Raw genomic sequence first — 21,380 nt, 5'->3', positions numbered from 1 at the left:
CAGACTCTCTTCTTGGAGACCCCATCAAACGAATAGAGATTTAACATTGTCTCCCGTTTGAGACAAGGGCCGTCACGGAAGCCTCACCGTCACAGTCGCATAAGCCATGATGCCTTCCTTGCGGCCGATGGCGCCGAGCTTTTCCATCGTCGTCGCCTTCACAGCAATCCGCGAGGGGTCGATATGCAGCAGCGGCGCCATGTAGGCGCGCATCGCCGGCACATGTGGCGCGATCTTCGGCGCCTCCGCCAGAATGGTGATATCGGCATTGGCGATGATGCCGTGCCTGGCCTCCAGCAGCTCCACCGCCTTCTCCAGAAAAATCCGCGACGCCGCTCCCTTCCACCGCTGATCGCTGGGCGGGAAATGCGTGCCGATGTCGCCTTCGCCGACGGTGCCGAGGATGGCGTCCGTCAGCGCATGCATGGCGACGTCGGCATCGGAATGGCCCTTGAGGCGCTGCGTGTGGGGAATTGACACGCCGCACAGGATCACCGCGTCGCCCTCGTCGAAGGTGTGAACGTCGATCCCTTGCCCCACGCGCACGTCCGGGCGTTCGGCGATCTGCCGGACTGTCATGTCACGGTTGGCGATCACGATATCGTCGGCGGTCGTCAGCTTTCGGTTCTCCAGCTCGCCCATGATCATGGATATGGCAATCCCGGCATGTTCGGCAACAGAGGCATCGTCCGTCAGCCCCTGCGTCTGCTCGGCCTCGGCCTTGCGATAGGCTGCGAGGATACCGTCATAGGTGAAGCCCTGCGGCGTCTGCGCCGTCCAGATCGAGGCGCGGTCCACCGTGCGGCTCACCATGCCGCCGGGCGCGAATTTCAGCGTCTCCGCCACCGGCATGCCTGGGATGGCGGCGGGGAAGCGGTCGAGCCACGAGATCACATTGTCGATCAGCCCCGCCGACACGAAGGGCCGCGCCGCATCATGGATTAGCACCTTGGAGGGCTTGTGGCGCGCCACCGCCTCGATGCCGATGCGACAGGAGTCCTGGCGGGTCGAGCCGCCGATCACGGCCAGTGGCAGATCGAGACCCTTGGTCGCCTCGGCGAACATGGCTTCATGGCCCTCGCCGATGACCGGCTGCACGATATCGACGGCAGGGTGCGCGAGAAAAACCCGGCAGGTCCACCAGATCACCGGGCGGCCGCCGATCAGCTGGTATTGCTTTGGGCGTTCGCCCCCTGCGCGCAGGCCGGAGCCACCGGCCACGATCACTGCCGCAACTGTCATGCGCCTGCTGTAGCAAGCAGTTGACACCCCTGCAACAAAGGCCCTTGACGCAATGCAGCATCGCTCTATTCTGCCGCTAAATTATACAGCATAAGCCGTTGATCAAAAAATGGGCATCAAGATCGGCCCCATAGAGACCCGCAACCGGGTCTTCCTCGCGCCGATGTCGGGCGTCACCGACGAACCCTTCCGCACGGTTGCGCATGAACATGGCTCCGGCCTCGTCGTGAGCGAGATGGTGGCGAGCGAAGAGCTGGTGAATGCGAGGCCGGACATGCTGCGCCGGGCACTGGGTGCCGAGAAGCTCTCACCCTTCGTCATCCAGCTTGCCGGCCGCGAGCCGCACTGGATGGCCGAAGGGGCGCGCGTGGCGCAGGACATGGGCGCCCAGATCATCGACATCAACATGGGCTGCCCGGCGCGCGAGGTGACGGGTGGCCTTTCGGGCTCCGCACTCATGCGCAATCTCGACCATGCCGAAAAACTGATCGAGGCGACCGTGCAGGCTGCTTCCGTGCCGGTAACCCTCAAGATGCGACTTGGCTGGGACCACAATTCGCTGAACGCGCCCGAACTCGCGCGGCGTGCCGAAGGGCAGGGCGTGGCGCTGGTCACCGTGCATGGCCGCACCCGCTGCCAGTTCTATGGCGGCAAGGCGGACTGGGCAGCGATCCGGCATGTGCGTGAGGCCATTTCCATCCCGCTCATCGCCAATGGCGACGGCGCTTCGGTGGAGGACGCGCGCGAAATGCTGGCGAAGTCCGGGGCTGACGGCGTGATGATCGGCCGCGGCGCCTATGGCCGCCCGTGGTGGCCAGGCGTCATCGCCGGAGGTTTGGACGAAGGCACGGGCCGCGGCGAGCCCTCGCTCGGAGAAGAAGCCTGCATCTTGGCGGAGCACCACGAACGCATCCTCGTGGCGCATGGCGCGCACCATGGCAACCGTGTGGCCCGCAAGCACATCGGCTGGGCCATCACCAGGCTCGCCGAGCGCAATCACCTTACACCCGAACAGGCCTCCGAATGGCGCGCGGCGCTGCTCCGCACCAATGACAACGGCGCGGTGCGCAGCGGTCTGCGCCAGCTCTACGGCATCGTCCAGGAAAGGGCTGCGGCATGACTGCTCCTCTGAAGGACCGTCCCCCCGCGCCCGATGCGCCCATACCCAAGGCGGTGGTCGATGCACTGCCCAATCCGCTCATCGTGCTCGACGCGGAGGAGCGCATCTGCCTCGCCAATGTCGCGGCGGAAGATTACTTCCAGGCCTCCAGTAACCTGCTCCTACGCAGCAAGCTCTCCGACCTCGTGCCCTTCTCGAGCCCGGTCTTCGGCTCGATCGCGCAGGCCCGCGCCAGTGCCGGCGTCGTCAACGAGTATTCCGTCGCCGTCGGCACGCCGCGGCTCGGCGGCGAGCGCCTCGTCGACGTGCAGGCCACCCCGATGCATGACGATCCGCGCTATGTGATCCTCATGCTGCTCGAGCGCTCCATGGCGCACAAGATCGACCGGCAATTAACCTCGCGCGGGGCGGCGCGCTCGGTCTCCGGCATGGCCACCATGCTGGCGCATGAAATCAAGAACCCGCTCGCCGGCATCCGTGGCGCTGCGCAACTGCTTGAACCCGCTCTCAACTCCGATGACCGCGCGCTGGCCCGTTTGATCTGCGAGGAAACCGACCGCATCCGCGATCTCGTGGACCAGATGGAGGTGTTCTCCGACGAGCGCCCGCTGGAGAAGAGCCCCGTCAACATCCACGCCGTGCTGGAGCGCGTGAAGCGCCTCACCACCGCCAGCATGGGCCAGGGCGTCAGCGTGCGCGAGGATTACGATCCGTCCCTGCCGCCCGTGCTGGGCAACAAGGACCAGCTTGTGCAGGTCTTTCTCAACCTCGCCAAGAATGCGGCGGAAGCGATCCAGAACAACGGTCAAGCGGGCGAGATCCTTCTCACCACCGCCTTCCGCCCCGGCATCCGCCTCACCGTGCCAGGCACGCAGGAGCGGATCACGCTACCCCTCGAAGTCTGCGTGCATGACACGGGGCCGGGTGTTCCCGAGGAGCTCCGCCCCAACATCTTCGATCCCTTCGTAACCACCAAGCCCGGCGGCAAGGGTCTGGGCCTGGCGCTCGTCGCCAAGATCGTGCGCGACCATGGCGGCATCATCGAATGCGTGGGCCGCGAGCGCGGCGCCACCTTCCGCGTGCTGCTGCCCATGCTGCGCGGCACGGCCCTCCCGAGAGACTTTGATGGAGACAGCGCATGAGCGGCAAGACGGTCCTGATCGCGGATGACGACAGCGCCATTCGCACCGTGCTAAGCCAGGCGCTGAGCCGCGCGGGCTATTCCGTGCGCTCCACCGCCACGGCGGGCGCGCTCTGGCGCTGGGTCACCGAGGGGCAGGGCGATGCCGTCGTCACCGACGTGGTGCTGCCCGACGGGAACGCCTTCGACGTCATTCCCCGCATCAAGAAGCTGCGCCCCACGCTGCCCATCATCGTGATGAGCGCCAAGAACACCATCATGACGGCCATCACCGCGGCAGAGCGCGGCGCCTATGACTATCTCCCCAAGCCCTTCGACCTCAATGCCCTGGTCCAGACGGTGGGCCGCGCACTGGAACAATCGCAGAAGCCCGCGCCGCCGAATGGCGCTGGCCAACCGGAGCAGCTTCCCATCGTCGGCCGCTCGCCAGCCATGCAGGAGATCTACCGCATTATCGCCAGACTCACCCAGACTGACCTCACGGTGATGATCGTGGGCGAGTCCGGCACCGGCAAGGAACTCGTGGCCCGCGCGCTCCATGACTACGGCCGCCGCCGCAAGGGCCCCTTCGTTGCCGTCAACATGGCGGCGATCCCGCGTGAGCTGATCGAGTCAGAGCTCTTCGGCCACGAGAAGGGCGCCTTCACCGGCGCCACCTCGCGCATGGCCGGCCGCTTCGAGCAGGCGGAAGGCGGCACGCTGTTTCTGGATGAGATCGGCGACATGCCACTCGAGGCCCAGACACGGCTTTTGCGCGTCCTCCAGCAGGGCGAATACACGACGGTGGGCGGCAATGCACCGATCAAGACCAATGTGCGCATCATTACGGCCACCCACCGCGACCTGCGCCAGCTCATCAACCGGGGCAGCTTCCGCGAGGACCTGTTCTACCGCCTCAACGTCGTGCCGCTGCGCCTGCCGCCACTGCGCGAGCGCACGCAAGACATTCCGGACCTCGTGCGCCATTTCCTCGCGCAAGCCGTCAAGGAGGGCCTGCCGCGCAAGGAGCTGTCGCGTGAGGCGATCGAGCGCATGCAGGCCTATCGCTGGCCCGGCAATGTGCGCGAGCTCGAAAACCTGCTGCGCCGCATGCTCGCCATCGAAATCGAGGACACCATCTCCGCGTCCGCCATCGAACGGGAGCTCACGGCGATGCCCGTCCAGCAGGGGCCGGAGCCCGTCGATTTCTCCGGCGCCAGTCTGCCGGACTTCATGGAGAACTATCTCTCGCGCTATTTCGCCAGCTTCGGCGCCGGCCTGCCGCCCGCCGGCCTCTATGAGCGTATCATGGCCGATATCGAGCCCGCCCTCCTGCGCGCGGTGCTGGCGGCAACCGCCGGAAACCAGCTGCGCGCCGCCGGGCTTCTGGGCATCAACCGCAACACCCTGCGCGTGAAGCTGCGCGACAGGCGGGTGAAGGCGGTCCGCGGTCTTGGTTGACGCAAGGGAACTGTCGCAAATAGGACACATTTACTGTTGATTTCCGGCAACAGGTTCTGCTGAACAGGTTGCATGATCGAAGGCGCGCAAGTCAGGCTGCTCGACCGGGTCCGGCGCTTCACCGGCGTGACGGGGTTCGTGCTCGTGCTGGCGGGCGTGGCCTGCGGCCTTGCGACCTTCGCCATCCTCACCGGTATGACGCCGGTCAAGCCCACCAGCGAAAACACCCTGCTGCTGATGCTCGTCAACGGCGCGGTGCTGCTGGTGCTGGCGCTGCTGATCCTCGGCCAGATCCTGTTCCTTCTTATCGAGCGGCGAAACGGCACGCCCGGCGCCTCGCTGCAGCTGCGCCTCGTGTCGCTGTTCAGCGTCATCGCCGTTGTGCCCGCCATCGTGGTCGCCGTGTTCGCCACGGTCACGCTCAATCGCGGCCTGGATGCGTGGTTCTCGCAGCGCACCCGCGCCATCGTCGATTCCGCCGTCTACGTTGCCGAGACCTACGTGCACGACCATGGCGAGGCCGTGCGCAACGACGTCGCGCAGATCTCGGCCGACCTCTCCCAGCACCGCGAACTCTACGACAAGGACCCCGCCAACTTCATCCGCCGCGTTGCCAACCACGCGCTGCTGCACGGGCTTCCCGCCATCTTCATCTTCGATCCGGCGAAGCAGACGGACGGCAAGCAGGAGTTCATCGCCCGCATCGTGGCGCGCGAGACATTTTCGTTCTTCCCGCCCAACAAGAACTATCTCGAGCAGGCCGACAAGGGCGAACTCGTGGTGATACAGCCGGGCGAGGGTGGCAACGTGGTGCGCGGCCTCATCAGGCTGCCGAACTTCAGCAATGCCTATCTGATGGTCTATCGCATCATCAATCCGTCGGTGCAGAAGCAGCTGCGCGACGCGCAGGAGGCCAAGAAGGAATATGACCGGCTGATGTCGCAGCGCCTCGGCGTGCAGCTGACCTTCGGCATGATGTTCGCGCTGGTGGGCTTCATCCTGCTGCTTGCCGCCATCTGGGTGGGCCTGTGGTTTTCCGACAAGGTGGTGGCCCCCATTGTCCGTCTGCTTGATGCGGCGCGGCGCGTCTCGGGCGGCGAGCTCGATGCCAAGGTCACCGTGGTCGAGGGGCCGGACGATCTCCAGACACTCTCCAACACTTTCAACCTGATGACCGATCACCTGAAGCAGCAGCGCGACGACCTGGTTGCCGCGAGCGACGCCATCGATGTGCGCCGCCGCTTCACCGAGGCCATGCTGGCGGGTGTCAGCGCCGGCGTTATCGGCATCGATCCGTCGGGGCGCATCTCGCTGGTCAACCGCTCGGGCCTCAACCTGCTGGGCCGCAGCGAAAGCGATCTCATCGGCGAGCCGGCGGAAGTGGCGCTCGAGCCCTTCCTGCCGATCTTCGAGCAGGCGCTTACCAGGCCCTCGGGCTTCGCTGAAGGCCAGGTCGATATCGAGCGCAAGGGGGAGAGCCGCAGCCTCTTCGCCCGCGTCACCACGGAAAGCTCGGAAGACGCCGACCACGGCCACGTTCTCACCTTCGACGACATCACCGACCTCGTCTCCGCCCAGCGCAACTCCGCCTGGGCCGACATCGCGCGCCGCATCGCGCATGAGATCAAGAATCCGCTTACACCCATCCAGCTCTCCGCCGAGCGGCTGAAGCGCAAATACGGCGGCCAGATCCACACCGACAAGCACGTCTTCGACCAGTGCACGGACACCATCATCCGCCAGGTCGGCGACATAGGCCGCATGGTGGACGAGTTCTCCTCCTTCGCCCGCATGCCCAAGGCCGTGCCGGAGCCGCAGGAGCTCGCCGCCATCGTGCGCGAGGCCACCGTGCTGCAGCGCGTCTCCTCCTCCGACATCGACATCGAACTCGATGTCAGCCGGGGCGAATTCGTCTTTCCCTTCGACCGCCGCCTCATCACCCAGGCCATCACCAACCTCGTCAAGAACGCGCGCGAATCGATCGAAACCAGGCTGCAGAGCCAGGCGGAGCCGCGCGGCCACATCGAGGTGGTTGCCGGCCTGCGCGACGGGCAACCCTACATCCGCGTCACCGACAATGGCATCGGTCTGCCGCGTGAAAACCGCCACCGCCTTGCTGAACCCTACATGACCACGCGTGAGAAGGGCACCGGCCTCGGCCTGGCCATCGTCAAGCGCATCATGGAAGAGCACGGCGGCCGCCTCGTGCTCGAGGATGCGCCCATGGCGGACGGCATACAGGGGGCGCGCGTCACGCTCCTCTTCGACAAGATCGCCGCCCAGTCGAACGCGGCGGAATGAAAGTGCAGGGACTTTGAATGGCAGCTGACATCCTCATCATCGATGACGAGGCCGACATCCGGGAACTCATCGCCGGCATCCTGGAGGACGAGGGCTACGAGACCCGCCTGGCGCATAATTCCGATGCGGCCCTGGCGGAAGTGGCGCAACGCCGCCCGTCCCTCATCATCCTTGATATATGGCTGATGGGATCGAAGCTCGACGGCCTCGATCTCCTCAACATCATCAAGGAGAAGCACCCGGAGGTGCCGGTCATCATCATCTCCGGCCACGGCAACATCGAAACGGCGGTCGCCGCCATTAAGCGCGGGGCCTATGAATACATCGAGAAGCCCTTCAAGGCGGACCGCCTGCTGCTGGTGGTCGGCCGCGCACTGGAAACCTCGCGGCTGAAGCGCGAGAACGAGGAGCTGAAGGGCCGCTCGGGTGCTGAGACCGAACTTCTCGGAAGCTCCGCCGCCATGCGCCAGCTGCGCCAGCTCCTCAAGAAGATCGCACCCTCCAACAGCCGCGTGCTGATCGCCGGCCCCATGGGGGCGGGCAAGGAACTGGCCGCGCGCACGCTGCACGCGTTGTCGCTCCGCGCCGCCGGCCCCTTCGTCACGCTGAGCGCCGCCGCCATGGCGCCCGAGCGCATGGAGGAGGAACTCTTCGGCGTCGAGGACGGCGCCGGCGCCACCCGGCGTGTGGGCGCACTGGAGGAGGCCCATGGCGGCACGCTCTATATTGACGAGCTGGCCGACATGCCGCTCGAAACCCAGGGCAAGGTGCTGCGCGTGCTGGTCGACCAGACATTCCTGCGCGTCGGCGGCGCCAAGAAGGTGAAGGTCGACATCCGCGTCGTCTCCTCCACCAGCCGCGACCTGCCGGGACTTATCCAGGCCGGCCGCTTCCGCGAGGATCTCTACCACCGTCTCGGCGTCGTCCCCATCGAGGTGCCGGGCCTGGCCGAACGCCGGGAGGATATTCCGGACCTCATCCACCATTTCACCAAGAGCTATTCCGCCGCCTCCGGCCAGCCCATGCGCAAGTTCGCCGAGGATGCCATTGCCGTGCTGCAGACGCGCGAGTGGGCGGGCAACGTGCGTGAGCTCCGCAACAATGTGGAGCGCATCCTGATCCTGGCGAGCGGCGAGGGCACTTCCGAGATCACCGCAACCATGCTGCCCTCCGACACCGGCGGGCCGGGGGCGGCCGCCGCCTCCTTCGGCATCGAGCACCTGCTCGTCTATCCGCTGCGCGAGGCGCGCGAGGCCTTCGAGCGCGATTACATCACCGCCCAGCTCGGCCGCTTCGGAGGCAATATTTCGCGCACTGCCCAGTTCATCGGCATGGAACGCTCGGCCCTTCACCGCAAGATCAAGCTCCTCGGCCTCGCTGGCCGAAGCGAGGAAGACACGGAACTGTGAAATTTTCCAAGCGGCGGTTTCGTGTTAGGCTCACCTCCGCCGCCTTCACGGCCCAATAGAGAACAGGATAAAAAAGATGGCCCAAGAAAAGCAGCAAAACCTGCAGGACACCTTTCTCAACCACGTCCGCAAGCAGAAGATTCCGGTGACGGTGTTCCTCGTTAACGGCGTAAAACTGCAGGGCGTGATCACCTGGTTCGACAACTTCTGCGTTCTGCTCCGCCGGGATGGCATGTCCCAGCTGGTCTACAAACACGCCATTTCGACCATCATGCCGGGCGGTCCGATCAGCCTGTTTGACGAAGAGCAGGCAGGCGGTTGACCACCAAGGGCAAAAGGGGAGAGGGCGGCGGCGTCGACTTCCAGATCGAAGGCAAGGCCGCAACCCGCGCCATCGTCCTCCATGTCGACCGGCGTGACCGCAACGCACCGCCAAGCTCCGAACGCGCTGTCGAGGCGCGGCTGGAGGAGGCCGTGGGACTGGCGCTTGCCATCGGCCTCGAGGTCGAAGCCGCGATCATCGCCCCCGTCACGGCGCCGAAGCCCGCCACATTGCTGGGCTCCGGCAAGGTCGCCGAAATCGCCGGTGTGGTGAAAGAGACGGAGGCCGAGCTCGTCGTCGTTAACGCCCACCTCTCGCCCATCCAGCAGAGGAACCTCGAGAAGGAATGGAGCGCCAAGGTGCTGGACCGCACCGGACTCATCCTCGAAATCTTCGGCAGACGGGCCTCGACGCGTGAGGGCTCGCTGCAGGTCGAACTGGCTCATCTGCAATACCAGAAGAGCCGCCTGGTCCGGTCCTGGACCCATCTCGAACGCCAGCGCGGCGGCTTCGGCTTCCTCGGTGGCCCGGGTGAAAGCCAGCTGGAAGCTGACCGGCGTCTGATCCAGGAACGCATCGGCCGCATCGAAGGCCAGCTCGAAAGCGTCAAGAAAACCCGCGCCCTGCACCGCAAGGGCAGGGCGCGCGTGCCCTATCCGGTGGTGGCGCTGGTGGGCTATACCAATGCCGGCAAGTCCACCCTGTTCAACCGGCTGAGCGGCGCGAATGTGCTGGCCAAGGACCTGCTCTTCGCGACACTCGATCCCACCATGCGGGTGATCGAGCTGCCGCGTGGCCGGAAAATCATCATCTCCGACACGGTAGGATTTATTTCCGATCTGCCCACCTCCCTCATCGCCGCCTTCCGCGCGACGCTGGAGGAGGTGCTCTCGGCCGACGTCATCCTGCACGTCCGCGACATCGCGCATGACGACTCGGAAGCCCAGGCCGAAGACGTCAACCGCGTGCTGGAAGAACTGGGCATTGACGAGCTGCGCCGGGGCTCCATCATCGAGGTCTGGAACAAGCTCGACCTGCTGCCCCCCGCCGAACGCGCCGGCCGCGAGGCCCAGGCGCTGCGCAAGCCCGGCACCGTGCTGGTCTCGGCCGCGACGGGCGAGGGGCTCGGCCCCTTGCTCGAACTGATCGAAGGCCGCCTCGGCGCCGAGGATACGGTCTACGAGGTGCTGCTCGCCCCGGAGGACGGCCAGGGCCAGGCTTGGCTCCACGACCGCGGCGAGGTGCTCAGCCGGAGGAACTACGAGGACGGCCGCGTCCTCATGAGGGTCCGCCTCACCACCGACAAGGCCGGCCAGGCACACGCCAGGTTTGGAACGGCGATGAAGCGACTGGGGCAGAGGAAGGTCGCGGCGGAGTAGGAGCCGAATCACCCGCCACCGGCAGCCTCTCCCGCTTCAGAGGAGGAGGACGCCCCAACGCAGTTGGGGCCGGTGAGTGGAAGTGCACTTCGAATGATCATTTCTGTAATGCGCTTCCCTATTTCCCGTCATCCCGGCGAAAGCCGCGATGACGGCCGACGGTGTTTCACAGCCCCTTCGCCTTGGCCTCGTCCCACAGCCCGTCCATCTCTTCGAGCGTCGACTGCCTCGGTTTCTTACCCATCTCCGCAAGCCGCGCTTCCACGTGGCCGAAGCGGCGTTCGAACTTGGCATTGGCGCCGCGCAGCGCCGCCTCGGGGTCGATGCCTAAGTGCCGCGCCACATTGGCCATGGCGAACAGCAGGTCGCCGAATTCCTCGGGCTTCTTTGCCTCCGGCGCGGCCCGGAATTCCGCGATCTCCTCGGCGATCTTGTCATAGACATTCTCGACCGACGGCCAGTCGAAACCCACCTTGGCCGCCTTGGCCTGCAGCTTCACCGCGCGTGTCAAACCGGGCAGGGCGAGCGGGATGCCGGCAAGCGTCCCTTGTTTTGGCTTGTCCTTCTTCTCCTCCGCCTTGCGCTCCTCCCAGAAGCCCTTGGCGAGCGTTGCCGAGCGCGCCTCTTCATCGCCGAAGACATGCGGGTGGCGCCGGATCATCTTACGTGTAACCGCCTCGATCACATCATCGAAAGTGAAGCTCCCTTCCTCATCCGCCATCTGCGCGTGGTAAACCGCCTGCAGCAGCAGGTCGCCCAGCTCCTCGCATAGCTCTGCGCGCGAGCCTGTCTCGATGGCGTCGGCCACCTCATAGGCTTCCTCGATGGTATAGGGCGCGATCGTCTCGAAGCTCTGCTCGAGGTCCCAGGGGCAGCCGGTAACCGGCGTCCGCAGCGCCTTCATGATGGCGCGCAGGGTTTCGATCTTGCGGGCGTCCATATCGGCGGGGTTCTGGCTCATACGCAGGACCTATCCGATCCGCCGCAAAAGGGCTAGCTGGAGATGATGCAGGACAAGCTCTATCACGACCCCCGCCTCGCCGCCTTCTATGATGCCGACAATGGCTGGGGCGATGACACGCGCTTCTGCCGCGCCATGGGGGAAGGGGCCGCCAGCGTGCTCGATCTCGGCTGCGGCACCGGGCTCCTCGCGGCGGCGCTGGCGGACGGGCGGCGGCAGGTCTTCGGTGTCGACTCGGCACCATCCATGCTGGACATCGCCCGAGGCCGCCCCGGCGGCGGGAGCGTCAGCTGGGTCGTGGCGGACGGCCGCAGCGTCCGGCTGGGCCGCCGCTTCGACCTGGTGATCATGACCGGGCACGCCTTCCAATGCCTGTTGACGGATGCTGACCAGCGCGCGCTGTGTGAAACGATTGCCGCGCATCTGGCGCCCGGGGGCCGTTTCATCTTCGACAGCCGTAACCCGGCGCGGGAAGAGTGGCGGGAATGGGCGCCAGAAATGACGCTACGGCACTTCGATCAACCTGAGATTGGCCGTGTGACTGCCTGGAACGATGTGAGCATGGATGAGTCGACGCAGATCGTGAGCTACGAAACATGCTACCGGAACGCATCGGGCAGCATCCAAAAAGCAACTTCCCGCATCCGTTTTGCAACACGAAACGACATTGCGCAACGCATTGCCGAGGCTGGATTGAGGGTTGAGCGGTGGATGGGCAACTGGTCCGGCGGACCCTGCACGGAGACCTCGCCGGAGATTATTCCGCTGGGGGGCCTGGCGTGAACGGGCGCGGCCGCATAACCCAGGCGGGGAGGATCACCGATAACCGGGTCCGCACTCCGAATGCTTATGCCTATCATTCGCATAATATATATTATGGAATATTTTCTGGATGGAGACCGGTGTTATATTTCTCGCGATATCAATAGTTTGATTTGATATGCTCATAGGCCACTTGAACGATTAGAAGACCAGGTCAAGACCGTCGTAGGCCGGTTCCACACCGGCGGGCAATTCCTTCATCAGCGTGGCATAGTCCATGTCGATGTGCAGGTTGGTGATGATGGCGCGCTTCGGTTTCATCCGGGCGATCCAAGCCAGCGTCTGCTGCAGGCTCCAGTGGCTGGGGTGCGGCGTGCGGCGGAGTGCATCGACAATCCACAGATCAAGGCCTTCGAGTTGATGCAGGCTGTCGTCAGGAACGCCATCGATATCAGGGGTATAGGCCACTCCATTAAAGCGGAATCCCAAGGCATCGATGGTGCCGTGGTGAACCCGGAAAGGCAGGGCGGTGATGGCACCCCCTGCTCCGCCGATGGTCACGGGCGTTCCGGCTTCCATGGCATTCAGGTTGAGGATCGGCGGATAGTCACTGCCCGGTGCGGCGTAGAAACAGTAGGCAAATCGTGTGGTTAGCATGCGGCCCGTCGCGTCGTCGGCCCAGATTTCGACGCGCTTGCGCTTCATCAGGAAGACGGCGCGCAGGTCATCGATGCCATGGGTGTGGTCGGCGTGTTCATGGGTGTAGAGAACGGCGTCGATGTCCCGCGTTCCGGAGCTCAGAAACTGCTCGCGGAGATCAGGTGAAGTATCAATAAGTACACGTGTTTCTCCGCCTGGTCCTGACTGTGTAACGAGCGCCGAGCAGCGGCGGCGGCGGTTCCTGGGTTCTGCCGGGTCGCACTGGCCCCAGTCGTTGCCGATGCGCGGAACGCCGGCGGAAGAGCCAGAACCGAGGATGGTGATCCGGCGCGTCATGAGGCCTTGGCGAACAGCCGGAAGAAGTTTCCGGTGGTGATGCGGGCCATCTCCTCGATCGGCAGCCTGCGAATTTTCGCAAGCGTTTCCAGTGTTTTGACGACGAAAGCTGGCTCATTGGATTGGCCGCGGTAGGGGGTGGGCGCGAGGTAGGGCGAGTCGGTTTCGACGAGGATGCGGTCCAAAGGCAGCGCCGCTGCCGTCTGCCGCAGGTCCTCGGCCGACTTGTAGGTGAGGATGCCAGAGAACGAGACATAGCCTCCCATGGCCACCGCCGCATCCGCCAGGCGGCGGTGCGAGGTGAAGCAATGGAGCAGTGGGGTGAACCTCCCTTTGTCCATTTCCTCCTGTAAAATCAATGACGTATCGTCTTCCGCCTCGCGGCTGTGGATGACCAGCGGCAGTCCGGTGCGCCGCGCCGCGTCGATATGGGTGCGGAAGCCCTGGGTCTGAGCGGCACGGGGGCTCAGGTCATAATGGTAGTCGAGCCCCACCTCGCCGATGCCGACGCATTTCGGATTGGCCTCGGCCAGCCGCACGAGCTCGTCGGAGGTCACATCCAGCTCCTCGTGCGCATTATGAGGATGCGTTCCTACCGTACAGAAAACATTTGTGTTTTCATTTGAAATACGCAGCAGATTGTCGAACCTTGCAACGCGCGAGGAGATGGAAACCATCCGCTCCACCCCCGCCTCCGCAGCGCGCTGCAGCACGCCCGGGAGGTTCTCCTCCATCCCCTCGAAATCGAGGTGGCAATGGCTGTCAACAACACGCATTACGTCTTCGCCGCCTCGTCCTCGACATAGCGCGGGAAGATCGGCACCGGCACCGGAAGCAGCGTTCCGGGCACCAATCGCATGCGCAGATCCGCGAAGCTTCTGGCGTTGTTTTCGATGCCCAAAAGTTGCAAAAGTGTTGCTGCCGTAGACGGCATGTAGGGCTGCGCCATGATGCCGATGATGCGTAGCACATCGGCCGTCACGTAGAGCACGGTGCCCATCCGGGCCGGGTCGGTCTTCTTCAAGGCCCAGGGCTCCTGCCCGGCAAAGTAGCGGTTTGCCTCCGCCACAACCCGCCAAATGGCATCGAGTGCTTTGTTAATGGAATGCGTTTCATGCGCCGCCCGCGCCTCGGCATGTATCGAGTCCGCACTGGCGAGGATCTCCCGGTCGGCCTCGGTGAGCGCCCCAGGTATCGGTACGATACCACCGAAGTTCTTGGCGATCATCGACAGCGAGCGCTGCGCGAGGTTGCCGAGGTCGTTGGCGAGGTCGGCGTTGATGCGGTTGACGATCGCCTCGTGACTGTAGTTGCCGTCCTGGCCGAAGGGCACCTCGCGCAGGAAGAAATAGCGGGTCTGGTCAACGCCGTAGTTTCTGACGAAATCGGACGGGGACACGACGTTGCCGACCGACTTCGACATCTTCTCGCCGCGGCTGAACAGGAATCCGTGGACCACCACCTGGTCCGGGACGGGGAGGCCGGCGGAAAGCAGAAAGGCCGGCCAGTAGATGGCGTGGAAGCGGGTGATGTCCTTGCCGATGACATGCGCCGAGGCCGGCCAGAAATGGGCCCGCGGGGCGTTGGTGTCGGGGAAGCCGGTGGCGGAGAGATAGTTGGTCAGCGCATCGACCCAGACATACATGACGTGCTTCGGGTCATCCGGCACCGGCACGCCCCAGTCGAAGGTGGTGCGCGAGATCGAGAGGTCGTTGAGGCCGCGCTTCACGAAGGCCACGATCTCGTTTCGGTAATTCTCCGGCACGATGAAATCGGGACGCTTTTCGTAGAGTTCGAGGAGCTTGGGCGCATAGGCCGAGAGCTTGAAGAAATAACTCTCCTCCTCCACCCATTCGACCGGGGTGCCGGTCTTGATGGCGAAGCGGCGGCCATCGCGCTCCTCGATCTCGTCCTCGCCGTAATAGGCCTCGTCGCGGACCGAGTACCAGCCGGAATATTTGGAGAGATAGATGTCGCCATTGGCGGCCATGCGGCGCCAGATTTCCTGCACCGATATCTTGTGGCGTTGTTGCGTGGTACGCAGGATGTCGTCGGCGCGGGCGTTCAGCTCCTCGCCCATGGCCTCGAACTGGGCGGCGGTGCGGTCGGCCAGTTGCTGCGGGGTGATCCCCTCGCGCGCGGCCGTCTGCTGCATCTTCTGGCCATGCTCGTCCATGCCGGTGACGAAGAGCACGTCGTAGCCATCAAGCCGCTTGAAGCGGGCGATGGCATCGGTGGCGATGCGCTCATAGGCGTGGCCGATATGCGGCGCGCCGTTGGCATAGGGAATGGCCGTGGTGATGTAGAATTTCGGTTTCGACATGTTCTTCGATCTAATTGAATTCAGGAGGCCTTCAGAGCCTCTTCGAGGCGCATCAGCGCATCGGTGACCGTCTGGCGGCGGTCGAGGTTTAGGGCATCCGCCTGGCGGAGGGAAGCATTGATGTCGTCATGGGCGCGCGCCAGCGCCTCGCCATGGCCCTGCAGCCCGGCGGCCCGGGCCTGCTCCGCCACCCAGCCCACCAGGAGTTCGCAGAAGATGAAATAATCCTCTGCCGTCTCGCGGCCCGAGAAGGCCGCGGCGATCTCCACCGCCGTGGCGGGGGAGAGCTTGGAGCGCTTGAGGAATTCCCCGAAAGCAGCAGCCCCGCGCGAGCCGATCAGGTCCATGGCCCTGCCGGGGCTGCCGCGGGAGAGCTCCGCCGCCTCGCGGATCGCGCCCTCTTCCGGTCCTACGGCCTCATGGCCCTGCGCGCGCAAGACCCTGAGGGTATCGTCCTCGCTCAGGCTGTCGAGCGGCAGGTGCAAGCACCGGGACCGGATGGTTGGAAGAAGCCGCCCCGGCTGGTGCGCGACGATCAAGAAAATGGATTGTTTCGGCGGCTCTTCGATGATCTTCAGCAGCGCGTTCGCCGATGCGGCGTTGAGATCGTCCGCCGGATCGACAATCGCCACCCTCCAACCGCCGGTAGCCGCGGTTTGACCGAAGAAATTCTGTGCCCATCGGGCGTCATCGACCGCAATTTCCGTCTTCAGACGCTTGTTCCGCTGGTCCACGCCGCGCTCGATGACCAGGAGGTCGGGATGGGCTCCGGCGGAGATTTGGCGGAACACATGACTGTCTGGCGGAACGTAAAGCGAAGAGTGCTTGCGCGCTTTCTCCGCTGTTGGAGCCTGCAGGAGGAATTTCGCAAACCTGTAGGCAAGCGTGGCCTTTCCGATTCCCCTCGGCCCCGAAATCAGCCAGGCATGATGTAACTTTCCTGTCTGAGCAGCCTGGAGGAGTCTGGATTCCGCGGTGTTGTGGCCGGCCAGTTCCGTTGCAGATCGCGGGTGCCATGGAACGTTGCGCGGGTCCTTGAACTCCTCGGCCATCAGAGCGCGCCCTTAACGATGGACCAGACGTCCTCCGCCACCGCCTCGATATCCTGCGCGGCATCGACGAGACGGCAACGCTTCGGCTCTTTGCGGAGAATGTCGAGGAAGCCCTCGCGGAGCTGCTGGTGGAATGCGAGGCCTTTGCGCTCGTAACGGTCCTCGGCATGGGCATCGCCGCGCGACCTGGCGCGGGCAAGGCCAATCGCGGGGTTGAGATCGAATACCAGTGTGAGGTCCGGCCGCGTGATGCCGACGATGGCCTTCTCCAGCGCGTCGATGAACCCTAAGTCGCAGCCACCGGCATAGCCCTGATAGGCGCGGGTCGAATCCATGAAGCGGTCGCAGAGCACGGTCTTGCCGCCAGCGAGCGCAGGGCGGATGACCTGTTCGAGATGCTGCTCGCGCGCGGCGTAGTTGAGGAGCGCCTCGGATTTCGCCGTCCAGCGGGCGACGTCGCCCGAGACGAGAAGGGTGCGGATCGCCTCGGCTTCCGCCGTGCCGCCGGGCTCGCGGGTGATGAGCACATCCCTGCCCTGCTCCTTCAGCTGCGCGGCAAGGCGGTGGATTTGGGTGGATTTGCCGGAGCCTTCGCCGCCCTCGAAGGTGATAAAGATAGAAGACATTCAGAAAGCGACCAAAACATATTCCTCTTCCCCGCCGGGGGAGAGTAAAGACGAGGAGAACGCCAGAGCGAGGAAAGCCTTAGAAAACTTTGCCGTCATCGGCTTAGCTGCCGAAGACCATGATGAAAAGCGAGTCGACCGCGCGGGACCACATGGAGTTTTCCGCCGGCACCGCGCCTCCCGTCACCACAGGCACTTCGGCCACCGTGACGCCGTCGACAATGAATCGCACCTCGCCCACCTTCTGGCCGTTCCCAACCGGCGCCAGCAGCGGCCCGGTGTAGCTGAGCTTCATCTCCGCCCGTTCCGTTTCCTGCGGGGTGAGCGCCACCTTGACATCCTCTTGCACCAGCAGCGGCACGTTGCGCGCAGAACCGCCCCAGACCCGGGCCTGCCCCACACGGTCGCCCTTGGCATAAACCTCCACCGTGCGGAACTGGTTGAAGCCCCAGTCGAGCAGGCCACGTGCCTCCTGCTTGCGGTCATTGATGCTGCGGAGGCCGGCGATGACCATGATGAGGCGGCGCCCATCTCGCAGGGCCGAGCCGATGAGGCCATAGCCCGCCTCCCTGGTATAGCCCGTCTTCATGCCGTCAGCTCCCGGATAGTCCTTGAGCAGCGGGTTGCGGTTCTGCTGCCTGATCTTGTTCCAGGTGAATTCTGGGATCGAGTAGTACTCATAGTATTCGGGGAAGGTGTTGGCGATGTAGCGCGCCAGGATGGCAAGGTCGCGCACGCTCATCGCGTGCCCGGGTTCGGGCAGGCCCGTGGCGTTCTTGAAGGTGGCGTTGGCGGCGCCCAGCTCATGGGCGCGCTTGGTCATCTGCCCGGCGAAGGCCTGCTCGCTGCCGGCCATGTTCTCGGCAATCACAATGCAGGCATCGTTGGCCGACTGCACGACGACGCCCTTGATCAGGTTCTCCAGCGCCACTTCCGAATTGAGTTCGGCATACATGGTGGAGCCGCCCGAGGAGGCGCCGCCGCGCCGCCAGGCATCCTCGCTGACCCTGAATTTCTGGTCGAGCTTGAGCTTTCCGGCCTTCAGCGCCTCGAACACCATGATCATCGTCATCAGCTTGCTCATCGAGGCGGGCGGCACGGCGAGGTCGGCGTTTTTCTCGAAAAGCACGCGGCCGCTGCGGGCATCGATCAAGATCGCCTTCTCAGCGCGCGACTCATAGGGCACGTCCGCCTTGCCCTGGGCGAAGAGCTGGTGCGTCCCCGGCAGGGCCAGCAGCAGGCAGGCGGCCAGGAGAATGAAGGCGACGTTGCGGAAACGCTGGACTGACATCATACTCCGAAGGCTAGAGGGCTTCGGAGTAGAAATCAATTCAGGCGGAGTACCCGCTGCCCCTGCCCCGTTACTGCAACGAAGCCTGCACTGCTTCCGTCTTGATCAGGCGGGCATCGGTGAAACCGGCGGACTGGGCATCCGACAAGGCAGTCTGGGCATCCTCAGAACCGGAGATGGGACCGAGGCGGACGCGATAGATAGGGCCCGCGGCTCCGGAGAGTTCGATGAACTGCACCGGCCAGACGGCGGAGAACCGGTCGCGCACGCGCGCCGCATTGCCGCCGTCAGCGAAGGAGCCGAGCTGGATGAAATAGCTGATGTCGCCGGTGGGCGCGGCCTCCGCCGGTGCGGGAACCTCAGGCTCCGGCGGCGGCTGATAGGCGACGGTTTCGACGGCGGGTGCGGCAACCCTTTTCCCGGGTTTCGCCTGCGCCACAATCGCGCTGCCGGCGGCGGACTTGTCCTTGCGGCGGCCGGCGGCGGCGATGAGGGTGCGGGCCGGCGTGCCGCGCTCAAGCTCAGTGTTCATCGCCATCAGGTGACGGCCGCCATTGTCATTGAGCGGCGCGGGGCCGAGATACTGCACGCGCACCCTGGCGGTGCCCTGGTTGAGATAGCCCAGTTCCGCCGCGGCGGCTTTCGAGATGTCTATCACGCGGGTGTCGACGAAGGGGCCGCGGTCGTTGATGCGCACCACGATCTCGCGGCCGTTTTCAAGATTGGTGACCTTGGCGTAGCTCGGCAACGGCAATGTGGCATGGGCGGCGGTGAGGCGGTTCATGTCGAACCACTCGCCGTTTGACGTCTTGCGGCGGTTGAAGGCCTCGCCATACCAGGAGGCAGTGCCCTTCTTGTCATAGCCAGGCTGGTCTCTGGGCGTGAACCACTCTCCCGCAACCTGATAGGGCTTTCCGACATGATGGCGGCCGCCGCCCCACGGCACAGGGCCCTTGCCGGGATAGATTGGGCTTCCCTGTCCGGCGAAGGGATCGCGCTTGGCCGAATGCTTGTGCGATGCGCAGCCCGCAATGGCGAGACCCATGATGACAAGAACAACGCCGTTCCGCGCGAAACGCAGCATACCAACCACTCCGACCGCAAGGCCCCTGCGCACGCGTGGCGCATTCAGTTCCGATGGTCGAGCAGTTTGCCCCCGCAGCGTAAACGGGGCGTTGGGAAACGTGGTTAACAAGCGGTGACGTGGCCCCTATTCGGCAGCCGCACTCTTGCCCTGCAGGCGCTCGATATTGGCCTGGGCCTTGTCGTTTCCGGCTGCGAGCGCCTGCTGATAAAGGTCAAGCGCCTTGGTCTTGTCGGCTGTGGCGCCCCAGCCCATTTCATACATGCCGCCGAGATTGTTGAGGCCCCACGGGTCGCGCTGCGCGGCAGCCTGCTCGAAGAGGCTGAAGGCCTTGTCGAGATCGCGCGCCACGCCCTTGCCCTCGAGATAGAGCATGCCGAGGTTGTTCTGGGCGTCGGCCAGCTTCTGGTCGGCGGCCTTCTGGTACCATTCGGCGGCCCTAGCGAAATCAACCTCGGTGCCGCGGCCCTGCTGATAGGCCTGCCCCAGCGCATCCATGGCGGGCGCATAACCCTTGGCGGCGGCGTCCCGGTAGAGCTTGAGGGCGGTCGGATAGTCCTGTTTCAGGCCCTTCGTGCCGCGCGACACGAGCCGGGCCAGATGGTATTGCGCCTCGACACTGCCCTGCAGCGCCGCCTGGCGGAACCAGCGCGCTGCCTCCGCCTCGTCGGCGGCAACGTTCCTGCCCGTCTCATAGGCAAGGCCCACCTGATACTGCGCATCGACGTCGCCGACCTTGGCGAGCGTCAGCTGCTTGTCGAAGGGAAGCTCCTCCAGCGACTGGGCGGCGGCGGGCGCGGCGAGCAGGAGAAGGGCGGCAAGGGCAAGGACCGGTTGGCGCATGGGGAGATTTTTCACGTTACTCGACTCGGATAAACTTCAGGGGCTTGCAAAGCACGCCTGCCATGCGCCCCGCCCCGATCATGCCCGATTGCCGGGATTTATGGGAAGGGATATCGTCGCAACTCTCAGAACAGGAGATCATGATGGGGCACCTTGCGACGTTGAAGACCGCAAAAACTCTTGAAACTGACGAATGGCAATTGCGTGTCGACCTTGCGGCGGCTTTCAGGCTCGCCGCCCGCTACGACTGGCATGAGGCGGTGGCCAACCATCTGAGCCTCGCCGTCTCGACCGATGGCAAGAAGTTCCTTATGAACCCGCGCTGGAAGCATTTCTCCCGCATCAAGGCGTCCGAACTGCTGCTTCTGGACTCCGGCGATCCCACCACCATGGACCGGCCCGGCGCGCCGGACCTCACCGCCTGGTGCATCCATGGCCGCATGCATGCGAGCGTGCCGCAGGCGCGCTGCATTATCCACCTGCACCCGCCCTATGCCACCGCCATCGCCTCGCTCGCCAACCCCGAAATCCTGCCCATCGACCAGAACACCGCGCGCTTCTATAACCGCGTGGCCTTCGACATGGATTATGGCGGCATGGCCAACACCGATGAGGAAGGCGACCGTCTGGGCCGCCTCCTCGGCAACAAGCAGATGATGATGATGGGCAATCACGGCGTTCTGGTCTGCGCCGAGACCGTGGCCGAGGCCTTCGACCTCACCTATTACTTCGAACGCGCCTGCCGCAACTTGGCGCTGGCCTATTCGACCGGCCAGAAGCTCCACGTCATGAGTCCCGCCGTGGCCGAAAAAACCGCCCAGGAATGGGAGGCCGATCGCGAACAGTTCAAGTCGCACTTCGCCGAAATGAAGGAAATCCTCGACGCCGAGGATCCCTCCTATGCCGAGTGACGCCCGCCATTGAGAAGCCCGGCGAAGGCTGCTAGGAGAAACTCCGTCTCCGGCACATGGAGGGGTGGCAGAGCGGTCGATTGCGGCGGTCTTGAAAACCGTTGAGGGTTCACGCCCTCCGGGGGTTCGAATCCCTCCCCCTCCGCCAGACCGCCCTCGGGCGCCGATCCGGCGCCG

19 protein-coding genes and 1 tRNA gene are annotated in these 21,380 nt (G+C 64.6%); 10 read left to right on the top strand and 10 right to left on the bottom strand.

Translation table 11 applies throughout. The annotated features are described in order from the left end of the window. Nucleotides 1–72: 72 nt before the first annotated feature. The gene (locus tag IOC82_RS07885; protein WP_290545631.1) at nt 73–1,242 is read right to left on the bottom strand and encodes a bifunctional 2-C-methyl-D-erythritol 4-phosphate cytidylyltransferase/2-C-methyl-D-erythritol 2,4-cyclodiphosphate synthase; all 1,170 of its coding nucleotides are present in this window, start codon (nt 1,240–1,242) and stop codon (nt 73–75) included. A 109-nt stretch (nt 1,243–1,351) separates the two neighbouring features. On the opposite strand from IOC82_RS07885, the gene dusB reads away from it, so the two are divergent. From dusB to hflX, 7 genes are all read left to right on the top strand, one after another. After that, nucleotides 1,352–2,362, top strand: coding sequence for a tRNA dihydrouridine synthase DusB (gene dusB, locus IOC82_RS07880; RefSeq protein ID WP_290545630.1), 1,011 nt, complete (start codon nt 1,352–1,354; stop codon nt 2,360–2,362). After that, on the top strand, nt 2,359–3,504 hold the full coding sequence (locus IOC82_RS07875) for an ATP-binding protein (RefSeq protein ID WP_290545629.1): 1,146 nt from the start codon (nt 2,359–2,361) through the stop codon (nt 3,502–3,504). The genes dusB and IOC82_RS07875 overlap by 4 nt, the downstream gene beginning before the upstream one ends. After that, nucleotides 3,501–4,943: a nitrogen regulation protein NR(I) gene (gene ntrC, locus IOC82_RS07870; protein WP_290545628.1), complete on the top strand. Its 1,443-nt coding sequence runs from the start codon at nt 3,501–3,503 to the stop codon at nt 4,941–4,943. The genes IOC82_RS07875 and ntrC overlap by 4 nt, the downstream gene beginning before the upstream one ends. A gap of 72 nt (nt 4,944–5,015) precedes the next feature. Beyond that, the gene (locus tag IOC82_RS07865; RefSeq protein ID WP_290545627.1) at nt 5,016–7,244 is read left to right on the top strand and encodes a PAS domain-containing sensor histidine kinase; all 2,229 of its coding nucleotides are present in this window, start codon (nt 5,016–5,018) and stop codon (nt 7,242–7,244) included. Between the two features lie 17 nt (nt 7,245–7,261). Further along, nucleotides 7,262–8,653 (top strand): sigma-54 dependent transcriptional regulator, encoded by a 1,392-nt coding sequence (locus IOC82_RS07860; protein WP_290545626.1) that lies wholly within the window; start codon nt 7,262–7,264, stop codon nt 8,651–8,653. 76 nt (nt 8,654–8,729) lie between these two features. After that, on the top strand, nt 8,730–8,975 hold the full coding sequence (gene hfq / locus IOC82_RS07855; protein ID WP_111198540.1) for an RNA chaperone Hfq: 246 nt from the start codon (nt 8,730–8,732) through the stop codon (nt 8,973–8,975). After that, entirely contained in the window at nt 8,972–10,354 is a 1,383-nt protein-coding gene (gene hflX, locus IOC82_RS07850) for a GTPase HflX (protein ID WP_290545625.1), read from the top strand. Before hfq ends, hflX begins: the two co-directional genes overlap by 4 nt. A gap of 166 nt (nt 10,355–10,520) precedes the next feature. Here the strand turns inward: hflX and mazG are convergent, their stop codons facing one another. Next, on the bottom strand, nt 10,521–11,315 hold the full coding sequence (mazG, locus tag IOC82_RS07845; RefSeq protein WP_290545624.1) for a nucleoside triphosphate pyrophosphohydrolase: 795 nt from the start codon (nt 11,313–11,315) through the stop codon (nt 10,521–10,523). A gap of 42 nt (nt 11,316–11,357) precedes the next feature. On the opposite strand from mazG, the gene IOC82_RS07840 reads away from it, so the two are divergent. Next, a complete protein-coding gene (locus tag IOC82_RS07840) occupies nt 11,358–12,098 on the top strand; it encodes a methyltransferase domain-containing protein (RefSeq protein WP_366935658.1) in 741 nt (246 codons plus the stop codon). Between the two features lie 180 nt (nt 12,099–12,278). Here IOC82_RS07840 and IOC82_RS07835 read toward each other — a convergent pair whose 3' ends face one another. The 8 genes from IOC82_RS07835 to IOC82_RS07800 form a co-directional block, all read right to left on the bottom strand. After that, nucleotides 12,279–13,073 (bottom strand): MBL fold metallo-hydrolase, encoded by a 795-nt coding sequence (locus tag IOC82_RS07835; RefSeq protein ID WP_290545623.1) that lies wholly within the window; start codon nt 13,071–13,073, stop codon nt 12,279–12,281. Further along, a complete protein-coding gene (locus tag IOC82_RS07830) occupies nt 13,070–13,849 on the bottom strand; it encodes a TatD family hydrolase (protein ID WP_290545622.1) in 780 nt (259 codons plus the stop codon). Before IOC82_RS07830 ends, IOC82_RS07835 begins: the two co-directional genes overlap by 4 nt. Next, the gene (gene metG / locus IOC82_RS07825) at nt 13,849–15,411 is read right to left on the bottom strand and encodes a methionine--tRNA ligase (protein ID WP_290545718.1); all 1,563 of its coding nucleotides are present in this window, start codon (nt 15,409–15,411) and stop codon (nt 13,849–13,851) included. The genes IOC82_RS07830 and metG overlap by 1 nt, the downstream gene beginning before the upstream one ends. A gap of 5 nt (nt 15,412–15,416) precedes the next feature. Beyond that, nucleotides 15,417–16,448, bottom strand: a complete 1,032-nt coding sequence (locus IOC82_RS07820) for a DNA polymerase III subunit delta' (protein ID WP_290545621.1) — start codon at nt 16,446–16,448, stop codon at nt 15,417–15,419. Further along, nucleotides 16,448–17,074 carry a dTMP kinase gene (gene tmk, locus IOC82_RS07815; RefSeq protein WP_290545620.1) on the bottom strand — a complete coding sequence of 209 codons (627 nt, stop codon included), beginning with the start codon at nt 17,072–17,074 and terminating at the stop codon, nt 16,448–16,450. Before tmk ends, IOC82_RS07820 begins: the two co-directional genes overlap by 1 nt. Before the next feature lie 103 nt (nt 17,075–17,177). Next, the gene (locus IOC82_RS07810) at nt 17,178–18,365 is read right to left on the bottom strand and encodes a D-alanyl-D-alanine carboxypeptidase family protein (protein ID WP_290545619.1); all 1,188 of its coding nucleotides are present in this window, start codon (nt 18,363–18,365) and stop codon (nt 17,178–17,180) included. Nucleotides 18,366–18,435: 70 nt separating this feature from the next. Further along, nucleotides 18,436–19,449 (bottom strand): septal ring lytic transglycosylase RlpA family protein, encoded by a 1,014-nt coding sequence (locus tag IOC82_RS07805; protein WP_290545618.1) that lies wholly within the window; start codon nt 19,447–19,449, stop codon nt 18,436–18,438. Between the two features lie 126 nt (nt 19,450–19,575). After that, nucleotides 19,576–20,292 (bottom strand): tetratricopeptide repeat protein, encoded by a 717-nt coding sequence (locus IOC82_RS07800; RefSeq protein WP_290545617.1) that lies wholly within the window; start codon nt 20,290–20,292, stop codon nt 19,576–19,578. Between the two features lie 140 nt (nt 20,293–20,432). Between IOC82_RS07800 and IOC82_RS07795 the strand changes: the two genes are divergently transcribed. After that, a complete protein-coding gene (locus IOC82_RS07795) occupies nt 20,433–21,203 on the top strand; it encodes a class II aldolase/adducin family protein (protein ID WP_290545616.1) in 771 nt (256 codons plus the stop codon). A gap of 58 nt (nt 21,204–21,261) precedes the next feature. Continuing rightward, a tRNA-Ser gene (locus tag IOC82_RS07790) sits at nt 21,262–21,351 on the top strand. The last annotated feature ends 29 nt before the right edge of the window (nt 21,352–21,380 follow it).

This window comes from Aestuariivirga sp. (assembly GCF_020252395.1).
Lineage (GTDB): Bacteria > Pseudomonadota > Alphaproteobacteria > Rhizobiales > Aestuariivirgaceae > Aestuariivirga.
The sequence above is the reverse complement of the archived record's forward strand: the minus strand, read 5'-3'. Positions and strand labels throughout refer to the sequence as shown.